This window comes from Streptomyces sp. NPDC093071 (assembly GCF_044754545.1).
Lineage (GTDB): Bacteria > Actinomycetota > Actinomycetes > Streptomycetales > Streptomycetaceae > Streptomyces.
The window spans coordinates 18,407-30,341 of record NZ_JBIVPH010000012.1; the positions used below are offsets into that span (position 1 = coordinate 18,407).

General features: G+C 72.0%; 9 protein-coding genes. 1 reads left to right on the forward strand and 8 read right to left on the reverse strand.

Annotated features, from left to right (window positions below; genetic code table 11):
- Window positions 1–223: 223 nt before the first annotated feature.
- The 3 genes from ACIQD7_RS30445 to ACIQD7_RS30455 are packed head-to-tail and all read right to left on the reverse strand — an operon-like array spanning window position 224 to window position 3,532.
- A complete protein-coding gene (locus ACIQD7_RS30445) occupies window positions 224–802 on the reverse strand; it encodes a hypothetical protein (protein ID WP_402445827.1) in 579 nt (192 codons plus the stop codon).
- A gap of 2 nt (window positions 803–804) precedes the next feature.
- Window positions 805–3,081, reverse strand: a complete 2,277-nt coding sequence (locus ACIQD7_RS30450) for a hypothetical protein (protein ID WP_402445830.1) — start codon at window positions 3,079–3,081, stop codon at window positions 805–807.
- Between the two features lie 19 nt (window positions 3,082–3,100).
- The gene (locus ACIQD7_RS30455) at window positions 3,101–3,532 is read right to left on the reverse strand and encodes a hypothetical protein (RefSeq protein WP_402445833.1); all 432 of its coding nucleotides are present in this window, start codon (window positions 3,530–3,532) and stop codon (window positions 3,101–3,103) included.
- 242 nt (window positions 3,533–3,774) lie between these two features.
- On the opposite strand from ACIQD7_RS30455, the gene ACIQD7_RS30460 reads away from it, so the two are divergent.
- A complete protein-coding gene (locus tag ACIQD7_RS30460; RefSeq protein WP_402445835.1) occupies window positions 3,775–5,778 on the forward strand; it encodes a serine/threonine protein kinase in 2,004 nt (667 codons plus the stop codon).
- Between the two features lie 74 nt (window positions 5,779–5,852).
- Here the strand turns inward: ACIQD7_RS30460 and gatB are convergent, their stop codons facing one another.
- The 5 genes from gatB to ACIQD7_RS30485 all read right to left on the reverse strand — a co-directional run bounded on the left by gatB (window position 5,853) and on the right by ACIQD7_RS30485 (window position 11,718).
- On the reverse strand, window positions 5,853–7,364 hold the full coding sequence (gene gatB, locus ACIQD7_RS30465) for an Asp-tRNA(Asn)/Glu-tRNA(Gln) amidotransferase subunit GatB (protein WP_402445838.1): 1,512 nt from the start codon (window positions 7,362–7,364) through the stop codon (window positions 5,853–5,855).
- A gap of 16 nt (window positions 7,365–7,380) precedes the next feature.
- On the reverse strand, window positions 7,381–7,614 hold the full coding sequence (locus tag ACIQD7_RS30470) for a hypothetical protein (protein ID WP_030218534.1): 234 nt from the start codon (window positions 7,612–7,614) through the stop codon (window positions 7,381–7,383).
- A gap of 5 nt (window positions 7,615–7,619) precedes the next feature.
- Window positions 7,620–9,119 carry an Asp-tRNA(Asn)/Glu-tRNA(Gln) amidotransferase subunit GatA gene (gene gatA, locus ACIQD7_RS30475; RefSeq protein WP_121833227.1) on the reverse strand — a complete coding sequence of 500 codons (1,500 nt, stop codon included), beginning with the start codon at window positions 9,117–9,119 and terminating at the stop codon, window positions 7,620–7,622.
- Window positions 9,120–9,125: 6 nt separating this feature from the next.
- On the reverse strand, window positions 9,126–9,422 hold the full coding sequence (gene gatC / locus ACIQD7_RS30480) for an Asp-tRNA(Asn)/Glu-tRNA(Gln) amidotransferase subunit GatC (RefSeq protein ID WP_121833228.1): 297 nt from the start codon (window positions 9,420–9,422) through the stop codon (window positions 9,126–9,128).
- A 175-nt stretch (window positions 9,423–9,597) separates the two neighbouring features.
- A complete protein-coding gene (locus ACIQD7_RS30485) occupies window positions 9,598–11,718 on the reverse strand; it encodes a putative bifunctional diguanylate cyclase/phosphodiesterase (RefSeq protein WP_402445842.1) in 2,121 nt (706 codons plus the stop codon).
- Window positions 11,719–11,935 lie beyond the last annotated feature (217 nt).

The window sequence follows — 11,935 nt, forward strand, 5'->3', positions numbered from 1 at the left end:
TTCGTCGGGGACGGTAGTGAGACGGGGTGACGAGCGGAAGGCCCGGGGCGGGCCGGGCGGTGAACGTCCAACACCCGGCCACGGGAGTCCAAGCGAGGACCATGCGGCATCACATCGGACCGAACTCCGCCAATGGCCGCCAAAGGACGCGCTCCTTGAGCGGTCCGGCGCTCGCGGCCCACCCCCCAGCCGAACGCGACCGTTCGCCCGTTTCGTGTCGCCCCTACTTCGGGGCGGCCCCTCCGGCGCACCGGAGCTCGCGCTGGGCGTAGGCCATGAACTCCTTCATCAGCTCCGGCAGAGCGGCCTGCAGCTTGGATTTGTCGGGGGCGTAATGCGCGGTGATCATCAGCTCGATGTACCTCCCCGGCGAGTTGGGATTCTTGGCGGGCTCACAGATGAAATAGGAGGCCGCACCCGTGTCCCAGATGATTCCCTTCTCCCCCAAGTCGAGCGGCTTGGGATCAGCCGGGTCCCACGACGACCACTCGATGGACTCTGCGAAGCCCCGGCGCGTGGCACTCGCCTGGAATCTCGTTTTCCCGTCGATGTCAAGCGTGCAGGTCGCGGAGTCAAGTTCCTTGGTCAGAGTGAAGTGCCGGCCGGACAGGCGTGAGAACTCCACCTTGTCACCAGGAGGCAGGAGAGGGGACACGTCATTGCCGGCGAACGCTCCGTTCCAACAGATGCGCTCGGGCAGTTCGGGAACGGTCTTCTCCTCTCCGGTCGCGCAGCCCGCCAGAAGACCTGCCGCGACCACGGCTGTCGATACGGCTGCGGCAGTACGGGTGAAGCGGCGCATGTTCATTTCTCCCCGGAGGTCCGGACGACGGCGAAGTCGCGACCAATGGCATGTGCAGCGGCCGTCTCGGTCGAGGCGGAACCTCTATAGTCCTGGATCTGGGCCGATGTGAGACCGGCTGCCTTCCCCGCCCGTTCCACGGCGGCCTCGGCGGATCTCTTGGCGGTACCCTCGGCGTCCGAATAGCCCGACGCGGCTTCGTGGCGGGCCTCAGTCGACGTATCCTTCGCCGCCTCCTTCACCACCGACTCGGTGATGTCCTCCTTGAGCCAGTCGATGACGTCGCCGCCCACGGGCAGCATCTCGAGGTACTTGGCTCCCACGAGATCGATCATGCGGTTCGCCCATTTGGCGTTCTCCTCGACGCCCTCGTTGTACTCCGCGTTCTCACGGGCCGAGGCATCGACGACCGCCTGGGCCCTCGCCTCGCTCATCATGCCCGCGATCTCGCCGCCGGGGTGGACGGCGTTCCGCACGGCCTCGCCCGTGTCGGCGTACTTCCCCGGGTTCTGGAAGACGTCGGACACGAGGGCCGTGGTGAAGGCCTGCTGGGCGTTGGTGATCGCACCGTAGGCGTCGGGGTCCTGGCCGACCGCGCCGAGGAACTGTGCCATGGTCTGCTTGTTGAACTCCGCCTTCTCGCCGAAGGGCTTGATCCGGTCCGCGCCGTTCTCGGCGGTGGCCTGGAGGTCCGGCATGTACTCGGCGGCCATGTTGCCGAGGTTCGGGGCGATGCCGACGAGCGGGCCGTCGTCGACGGCGAGCTCCGGTGACGTGCCGACCTTCTCGACGACCTTCTCCATGACGCTCGCCATGCCCTTGGTGTGCTCCACGGGCTTCGCGTCGTCGTCGCCCGGGACGCGGCCGGTGACCGCCGCCTCCAGGGCGTTGCCCATGGCCGACTGGCCGGGGGTCGGCTCGCCGCCGGAGACCGTGTCGTAGTAGTCGTCCGTGGGCTTCTTGTCGAGCACGTAGTCGACGACGCTCTTCGCGTCCTTGCCGGTGAGCTCCTCGTCGGCGAGGGTGACGATGCCGTCCTTGTTCGTGTCCGTGCGGAGGTCCTCGTCGAAGAAGGCCGTCGAGGCGGCCGGGTTGTTGGCCATCGCCTCCATGAGGCCGGTCAGGGGGTTGAAGCCCTTGCCGCCGGTCTCGGCGAGGTTGATGCGCTGGTCCGTGCTCCCGGTCAGGGCCGGGGACCAGCGGCCCGGGTCCTCGCGGTCCATGGCGACCATGTCCCGGCCCACGGAGAGCAGGAAGTCCTTGTCGTACGTGCCCTCCCGGAGGAGGGCGCTCAGGGCCTGGTAGCCGTAGACCTGCGAGAAGCCGATGCCCTGGACGTCGAGCGGCTTGCGGCCGGCCCTCATGAGTCCGTCGGTCCACGCGACGTCGAGGTGGTTCGGAGTGGACCGCTGGGTGGCCAGGCCGAGCATGGCGCCCATGTCGGACTGGATGCCGCGGACCATGTCGACGCGGTCCCGGCCGGCCGGACCGAGGGACGTGGAGTTCAGGGACATCTCCGCGAAGGCGTCGAGCGTGGCCGCGGGGCCCATCCAGCGGTAGAAGCCGGTCGCGAACTCGGGGTCGTTCCTGTTGTCGTCCAGGAGCTCCTCGAGCTCCTTCAGCGCGGCGACGTTCCGCGCCGTACCGCCGTCGCCGGTGACCTTCTTCAGCAGCTCCGCGGCCCGGGCGACCTGCTCCTCGTCGAGGCTCTTGTAGGTGGGGGCGGTGAAGTCGTGGGCGTCCTTCACGTTCGCCGCGAGCGCGCGCCTCAGCGAGTCGTCGGCGTCGGCGCAGTCCTCGACGATCCGGTCGATCCTCACCTGCCAGGAGGCCACGGCCTCCTGCTGCTTCCGCACGTCGGCGGCGTAGTCCGGATAATCCGGGTCGCGGCGTGCCGCCACGTCCTTCGTCAGGTCGTGCTCGGGCCTGACCCTGCCGTGCGCGTCGACGCGCACACCGGCCGCCGGGCCCTCCTCGTCCCTGATCCTGACGAGCGAGTCCCGGGCCGCCGCGAACGAGGCGTGCGCGTCGGCGAGCAGCAGGTGGATGCCCTTCGCCTGCGCCTCGGCGTCCTCGAACTCCTTGGCCGTCTTGGCGATGAAGGGCCGGGTGACGTCGGAGTTGACGCCCTGCCACTGCGCCTTGTCGGTCTTGGCCTTCATGCCGTCGCGGGCGTCGGTGGCGAGCTTCTTCAGCTTGGCGGCCATCTCCGACCAGTCGTCCGCGGCCTTCTTCAGCTTGGCGACGGGCGCGTTGACGACGTCCTCGAATGTCAGCACGGCGGTTCCCCCGGATCCTCTACGTGAAGTACTCGTCGATCTTGGACGTGGAGAGCAGTTGGCCCCCGATGTCCGCGTCGTCCTCGGCGTGGGCGGACTTGGTGTAGTCGAGGTGGTTGGAGATCCGGGCGCAGGCGTCCAGGAGCGTCCGCCGCTGGCTGTTCCAGCGGTCGTGCACCTTCAGCAGCTCCGACCCGCTGGTGAAGTTGCCGTTCGTGAGGGCGATCGACGCGTCGAAGGTCGACGGCCGGGCGTGGTCGCCGTCCCGGGAGAGCCGGCCGTACAGGAGGTACGCCTCGTGGCCGATCGCGCCGAGGTCGTCCCGGTTCACCACGAGGTCGCCGGAACCCGCGCCCGTGCCGCCATCTCCGTCAAGTCCGTTCAGCCGCACCGGCGACGACCGCCGCTCCACGGCGTCGCTCTTGAGCTTCTCCCACTCGCTCCAGGACATGGATCCCCCTCTTCCGACCGGCCCGACATTCTATGCGGCGCACGTCGGGCGGTTTACAGAAGCGACGGCCGGCACCCTGCCGCCCACCGCCCGGAAGCGGTTCGGCCGTGCGTCTGCGAACCCTCGGGGGCGCCCTCGCGGGTGCGGGAAGCGCCCCTCTCGGGCGGGGCCTCTCCGGTTGACCACGGAGGCGGCCGGACGGCAAGCTGAGCGCCTGCCAATCACCGTGCCCTGGGGGAAACTTGAGCAAGACGGCACACCACATCGGCCCCGACTCCGCTCCCGACCGGTACCGGCTCCTCCGGTCCATCGGGCGCGGCGGCGAGGCCGTGCTCTATCTCGCGGAGATCGAACTCGCCGGCGGCACGGAGCCGGTCGTCGTCAAGGTCCTCGACTCGAAGACGACGATCACGCCCGAGATCTTCGAGCGGATCAGCCAGAAGTGGAACGAGCAGGCCGAGCTGCTCCGCTTCGTGCACCGCCCCGGCGTCGTCGGCGTGCGGGAGCACTTCCAGGGCCCGCCGATCCACCGCCCCGGCGAGTCCGGGACGATCACCGGCCGGGCCCTGGTGCTCGTCATGAACCACGTCGACGGCCTCGACCTGCGCGACTGGCGGGCCGAGCGCACCCTCGCCTCCCCCGCCGAGCGGCGCGAGGTGATGCGGACCCTGGAGCAGCTCGCGGACGTCCTCGACTGGCTGCACTCCGGAAAGGCCACCCCGTCCGGGCGCACGGTCGTCCACGGCGACCTCTCGCCCGGCAACGTCATGGTGGACGAGTACGGGCAGGCGACCCTCGTCGACTTCGGCCTCAGCAAGCTGACCGCCGACCACCAGACCGCCGAGGTGTGGTTCACCCCCGGCTACGCGGCCCCCGAGGTCTTCGAGGGCAAGCGCACCCCGGCCACCGACCGCTACGCCTTCGGCGCCATCGCCTACTTCCTGCTCAGCGGCCAGTCCCCGCCGACCGCGCCCGAGCAGCTGGTCGGCGCGTTCCGCGCGCTGCCGCAGATCGCCGGGCTGCCGGAGGAGCAGCGGGACCGGGTCCTCGACATCGCGGCGGCCGACCCCGCGCGGCGCCCGATCTCCCTGTCGTCCTGGGTGAAGGACGTACGGCACGGGGTGGTGTCCACCACGACGACCTCGCGCCCGGCGACGGTCGCGGACGCGGTCCCGCCCGCTCCGGCCGCACCGCCGGTCCCGACCGCCCGGCCCGCCGCGCCCCCGCAGCCCGCGACCCCGCCGCCGGCCGCCGCCGCGCCGGAGGACCGGCCGCCCGCCGCGCCTCCGCAGCCCGTCGTCACCCCCCGGCCGGTGGTCGCCCCGCCCGTCGTCACCCCGGCGCCCGCCGTCGCCCCGCAGCACGCCGTACCCCAGCCGTCCGCCGAGCCGCCCACCGTCGCCGCGTACGGAGCCAACGGACCGGGAGTCAACGGACCCGGCGTCAACGGCCCCGGCTTCGGCGCCCCCGGCTTCGGCCCGCCGACGCCTCTCCCGGCCCAGGCGGCCCCCGCAACCGCCCCCACCCCCACCCCCGCCCCCGCACCGCGCCGCCGCCGCAGGGGACCGCTGATCGGCGCCGTCGCCGGTGTCGTCCTGGTGGCCGTCCTCGCGGTGGCCGGGATCCAGCTCCTCGGCGACAAGAAGGACGACGGCGGGAGCGACAAGGCCGGTCCGGCCGCCGTGACCACCACGGCCACGACCACGGCCCCGGAGACGACGGAACCCACCCCCGACGTCACGTCCGAGGAGCCCACCGCGGAGCCCGCCTCGGCGGACCCGACCGACCCGGCCTCCACCGAACCGGACCCCTCGGGAAGCCCGACGAACGGCGACCCGGGCGCCGTGGACGGCAGCGACGAGGTGGACCTGACCGGCTTCTCCCCCATCGACGGCCTCGACAGGTTCACCGTGGAGTCCGCGACGCTCAACGCCCGGGACTACGGCTCGGCCTTCGTGACCGGCTGCTCGTCCGAGTCGACCATCGAGTTCAACCTGAGCCGGAAGTGGGAGACCCTGCAGTTCACCGCCGGCATCGCCGACGACTCCCCGACCGAGCAGGCCCGCATCACCATCTCCGTGGACGACCAGCCCGCCCTCTTCTCCGAAGCCGTGAAGCTCGGCAAGCCCGTCGCGGCGAGCTTCCCGGTCAAGGGCGCGCTGCGGCTGCGGATCCGGGTCGAGGACACCTGCACCTTCTCGCAGAAGGCGTACGTGGTCATCGCCGCCCCGCTCCTCAAGCGATAGCCGGGCCCCACGAGAAGCGGCCCCGCACCGGAGTTCCGGTGCGGGGCCGCCCTCTTTGCCGTACGGGACGGGGCTCAGCCCTCGGAGACGCCCAGCTTCTCCAGGATCAGGTCCTTGACCTTCGCCGCGTCCGCCTGGCCGCGCGTGGCCTTCATGACCGCGCCCACCAGCGCGCCGACCGCCGCGACCTTGCCGCCGCGGATCTTGTCCGCGATCGCCGCGTTGCCCGCGATGGCCTCGTCGACCGCCGTGCCGAGCGCGCCGTCGTCGGAGACGACCTTCAGACCGCGCTTCTCGACGACCTCGTCCGGGGCGCCCTCGCCGGCGAGGACGCCCTCGATGACCTGACGGGCCAGCTTGTCGTTGAGGTCACCGGCCGCGACCAGGGCCGAGACCCGGGCCACGTCCGCCGGGGAGATCGGCAGCTCCTCCAGGGAGACGCCCTGCTCGTTGGCGTTGCGGGCGAGCTCGCCCAGCCACCACTTGCGGGCCGAGGCCGCGTCCGCGCCCGCCTCGATCGTGGCGACGATCGGGTCGACCGCGCCCGCGTTGAGGATGGACTGCATCTCCAGCTCGGAGACGCCCCACTCCTCGCGCAGCCGGTTGCGGCGCACACGCGGCAGCTCGGGCAGACCCTTCCGCAGCTCCTCGACCCACGCGCGGGAGGGGGCCACCGGCACCAGGTCCGGCTCGGGGAAGTAGCGGTAGTCCTCGGCGTTGTCCTTGATGCGGCCGGAGGTGGTGGTGCCGTCGTCCTCGTGGAAGTGACGGGTCTCCTGCACGATCGTCCCGCCGGAGGACAGGACGGCCGCGTGCCGCTGGATCTCGAAGCGCGCCGCGCGCTCCACCGAACGGAGCGAGTTGACGTTCTTCGTCTCCGAGCGGGTGCCGAACTTCTCGGTGCCGTGCGGGCGCAGCGACAGGTTCACGTCGCAGCGCATCTGGCCCTTGTCCATGCGCGCCTCGGAGACGCCCAGGGCGCGGATCAGCTCGCGCAGCTCGGCGACGTACGCCTTGGCGACCTCGGGAGCCCGGTCGCCCGCGCCCTCGATCGGCTTGGTGACGATCTCGATGAGCGGGATGCCGGCCCGGTTGTAGTCGAGCAGCGAGTGCGAGGCGCCGTGGATGCGGCCGGTCGCGCCGCCGATATGGGTGGACTTGCCGGTGTCCTCCTCCATGTGGGCGCGCTCGATCTCCACGCGGAAGACCTCGCCGTCCTCCAGCTGGACGTCCAGGTAGCCGTTGAAGGCGATCGGCTCGTCGTACTGGGAGGTCTGGAAGTTCTTCGGCATGTCCGGATAGAAGTAGTTCTTCCGGGCGAAGCGGCACCACTCGGCGATCTCGCAGTGCAGCGCGAGGCCGATCTTGATGGCGGACTCGACGCCGATCGCGTTGACGACCGGGAGCGAGCCGGGCAGGCCGAGGCAGGTCGGACAGGTCTGCGAGTTGGCGTCCGCGCCCAGCTCGGTGGAGCACCCGCAGAACATCTTGGTGCGGGTGCCGAGCTCGACATGGACCTCCAGGCCCATGACGGGGTCGTACGCGGCGAGCGCCGCTTCGTACGACAGCAGTTCAGTGACAGTCACGGTGAGACTTTCCCTCTCAGCCCAGCAGGACGTCGTCGTCGCCCAGGCGCTTCAGCTCCCGGTAGAGGATCGCCAGGCCGGTCGCGATCGCGGCGGCGGACACCGCGGCGTCGATCAGCCGCAGGACGTCGTTGTCGTTGCGGGCCAGCTTGGCCTGCTTGGCGACGCTGACCGCGCCGAAGGCGGTGGTGGCCAGCGAGACGTACAGACCGGTCTTCGACTTCTTGAAGTTCTTGGCCTTCTTTGCCATGGCACTCACAGCGACGGAGCCTCCTCGAGCAGCGGGTGTCCCCACTTTTCCACGAAGGCGGCCTCGACGGCGGCTCCGACCCTGTAGAGCCGGTCGTCCTTCAGGGCGGGGGCGATGATCTGCAGACCGACCGGCAGGCCGTCCTCGGGCGCGAGGCCGCAGGGCAGCGACATGGCGGCGTTGCCGGCCAGGTTGGTCGGGATGGTGCACAGGTCCGCGAGGTACATGGCCATCGGGTCGTCGGCGCGCTCGCCGATCGGGAAGGCGGTGGTGGGGGTCGTCGGGGAGACGATCACGTCCACCTCCTCGAAGGCCTTCTCGAACTCGCGGGTGATGAGCGTGCGGACCTTCTGGGCCGAGCCGTAGTACGCGTCGTAGTAGCCGGAGCTGAGCGCGTACGTGCCGAGGATGATCCGGCGCTTGACCTCGTCGCCGAAGCCGGCCTCGCGGGTGAGGGCGGTGACGTCCTCAGCGGAGCGGGTGCCGTCGTCGCCGACGCGCAGGCCGTAGCGCATGGCGTCGAAGCGGGCCAGGTTCGAGGAGCACTCGGACGGCGCGATCAGGTAGTACGCCGAGAGGGCCAGGTCGAAGCTGGGGCAGTCCAGCTCGACGATCTCGGCGCCCAGCGACTTCAGCAGCTCGACGGACTCGTCGAAGCGCTGCACGACGCCGGCCTGGTAGCCCTCGCCGCGGAACTGCTTGACGACGCCGACGCGCATCCCGGCGACCGAGCCGCTGCGGGCGGCCTCGACGACCGGCGGGACCGGGGCGTCGATGGAGGTGGAGTCGAGCGGGTCGTGCCCGGCGATCGCCTCGTGCAGCAGGGCCGCGTCCAGGACCGTGCGGGCGCAGGGGCCGCCCTGGTCGAGGGAGGAGGAGAAGGCCACCATGCCGTAGCGGGAGACCGCGCCGTAGGTCGGCTTGACGCCGACGGTGCCGGTGACGGCGGCGGGCTGGCGGATGGAGCCGCCGGTGTCCGTGCCGATGGCGAGGGGGGCCTCGTACGCGGCGAGGGCGGCCGACGAGCCGCCGCCGGAGCCGCCGGGGATCCGGGTGAGGTCCCAGGGGTTGCCGGTCGGGCCGTAGGCGCTGTTCTCGGTGGAGGAGCCCATCGCGAACTCGTCCATGTTGGTCTTGCCGAGGATGACGACGTCGGCGGCCTTCAGGTTCTTGACCAGGGTCGCGTCGTACGGCGGGATCCAGCCCTCCAGCATCTTCGAGCCCACGGTGGTCGGGATGCCGACGGTGGTGAAGATGTCCTTGAGCGCGAGCGGCACGCCGGCGAGCGGGCCGAGCTTCTCGCCCCGGGCGCGCTTCTCGTCCACGGCGCGGGCCTGGGCGAGGGCGCCGTCGCGGTCGACGTGCAGGAAGGCGTGGACCTTCTCGTCGACGGCCTCGATGCGGGCGAGGTGGGCCTCGGTGACCTCGACTGCGGTCAGCTCGCCGGCGGCGATCTTCCCGGCGATCTCGGCCGCGGTGAGCTTGATGATGGTGTTGTCCGTCATGGCGTGTTAGTCCTCCCCCAGGATCTGCGGCACCTTGAAACGCTGCTGCTCCTGGGCCGGGGCGCCGGAGAGCGCCTGCTCGGGGGTGAGCGACGGACGGACCTCGTCCGCGCGCATGACGTTGGTCAGCGGCAGCGGGTGGGAGGTCGGCGGTACGTCTTGGTCGGCGACCTCGGAGACGCGGGCGACCGCGCCGATGACGTCGTCGAGCTGGTCGGCGAAGTGACTGAGCTCTTCGCCGGACAGCTCCAGACGCGCCAGCCGGGCGAGGTGGGCGACCTCCTCGCGCGTAATGCCAGGCATTCAGAGATCCTCTGGGTGAGTCTTGTGATGTGCCGCAATCCTATGGTGTGCGGCCCGCCGTCACTCACGCGACCGGATTTGCCCCCGCGTGCGCGGGGAGCACGGTCGCCCGGCGAAGTGATCGGGTTCCTCGCCCGGACCACCCCCGCACGGACACCGTACTTCCCCGGCCGGGTCAGGCCCGGGGGGCGACCTGGCCCGAGGGGTGGTCCAGGTCGGCCGGAGGGGCGAGGTCGGCGGGGCGGCGCCAGCCGTGCTCGCCGCGGGCCAGGAGCCAGGCGGTCGCCTCGTCGGGCGGCATGGCGGCGGCGACCAGCCAGCCCTGGACGGCGTCGCAGCCCAGGTCGCGCAGCCGCTCCCAGGTCTCGTCGTCCTCGACGCCCTCGGCGACGACGAGGAGGCCGAGGGAGTGGGCGAGGTCGACGGTGCAGCGGACGATCTCGGCGTCCTCGGTGTCGACGGCGAGCCGGGCGACGAAGGAGCGGTCGATCTTCAGTTCGCTGACCGGCAGCCGGCGCAGGTGGACGAGGGAGGAGTAGCCGGTGCCGAAGTCGTCGAGGGACATCTTGACCCCGTGGCCGGTGAGTCCGTTGAGCGTGTCGGCGGCCCGCTGGGGGTCCTCCAGGAGCACGTGTTCCGTTATCTCCAGCTGGAGGGAGCCGGCCGGGACGCCGTGGCGGGCGAGCCGGGCGGCGACGGCGCCCGCGAAGCCGGGGGTGTGGACGTCGCGCGGCGAGACGTTGACGGCGACCGGGACGTCGAGGCCCTGGGCGCGCCAGCGGGCGACCTGGGCGAGGGCGGTCTCCAGGACGTACTCGGTGAGGTGGGGCATCAGGCCGGAGGACTCGGCGATGGCGATGAACTCGTCCGGGGGAACCTTTCCGCGCTCGGGGTGGACCCAGCGGACGAGCGCCTCCAGGCCGGCGACCTGGCCGTCGAAGCGGACCTTGGGCTGGTAGTGGAGTTCGACCTCGTGGGCGTCGAGGGCGCGGCGCAGGTCGCCGAGGAGGCCGAGCCGGTCGGGGGTGTTGGAGTCGCGCTTGGACTCGTAGACCTCGACGCCGGTGCGGTCCCGCTTGGCCTGGTACATGGCGACGTCGGCGCGGCGCAGCAGGCCCTCGGCGTCAAGGGCGTGGTCGGGGAAGACGGCGACGCCGGCGCTGGCCTCCAGGACGAGGGTGAGGCCGTCGAGGTCGAGCGGGGAGGACAGCTCGGCGACGAGGTGGCGGGCGACGCGCTGGGCGCTGGTGGTGGAGTCGGCGGTGGGCAGCAGGACGGCGAACTCGTCGCCGCCGAGCCGGGCGGCCTCGGCGCCGCGGGGCAGGGCGAGGCGGAGCCGGTCGGCGATCTGGAGGAGCAGCCGGTCGCCGGCGAGGTGGCCGAGGGTGTCGTTGACCGAGCGGAAGCGGTCGAGGTCGATGAGGACGAGGGCGGCGCGGGCCCCCTCGCCCTCGGCGTCCTCCAGGGCGGTCCAGGCCCGCTCCAAGAGCCACTGGCGGTTGGGGAGCCCGGTGAGCGGGTCGCGCAGCTGTTCCTCGGCGCGGGCGCGGGCGATCCAGAGGGTGGAGTCGAGGGCGATGAGGGGGACGGCGAAGAGCGGCAGGAGGACGGGGCGGCTGGCGGCGACGGCGCAGATGAGCGGGGCGATGCCGAGGAGGGCGACGGCGACGAGGCCCTGCCGGAGGAGGGCGGTGCGGGCGGCGGTGGGCAGGCCGCGGCCCTGGGGGGCGAGCGTGTACCACAGGAGGAGCCGGGTGACCACGAGGTAGGTGGTGGCGGCGAGCGCGATCTCCGGAAGGTCGCCGATCGTCCAGTCGAGGGGCTGCCAGGGCTGTTCGACGGTCGGCACGTCGCCGAAGAGGGCGAGGACGAGGGCGGCGGCGCCGACGCCGAGGACGTCGGCGGCGCCGTGCAGCAGGCCCTGTCGCCAGCGGTGGTGGCGGGCGGCGCCGACGAGGGTGACGACGGTCAGCGAGACGAGTCCGGCGGGCACCCAGCCGTAGAGCAGGAGGACGGCGAGGGTGAGGGCGGCGCCGGAGCCGGTGCCGCCCCACCAGCGGTCGCGGCCGAGGGCGACCAGGTGGCCGACGATGAGGCCGGCGAGGAGGGCGAGGGACCAGCCGGTGACCCCGCCGGGGAAGAGTCCGTGCCCGGTGGTCAGGGCTTGCTGGAGCCCGGTGGCGAGCACGACGGCGGCGATGCCCACCACGGCTGCGGGCAGCCGGGAGGCGGAGCTCCCGGGGGCCGCGCGGCCGTGCGGCCGGGGGACCGGGGCGGCGCTCTCGGTCGGTTCCATTTCCGTCCCTCTCACAGGCGGCGGTGCCGTCGGTGTGCGATGGGCCGCGGGCAGGCGGCCGTCCGTCGTCCGGCCGCCGTCGCCCGGTGCGGGGCCGCCGGCGGGCGGCCGTTCCTCGGGCCAGGGGGCCGTTGTCCTGACGCCACGACCGGCAGAGCCCTCGCGCGGTCGTGCAGGACGGGACGCACGGTCACCACACTAGGCCGCCGAGGGCTCC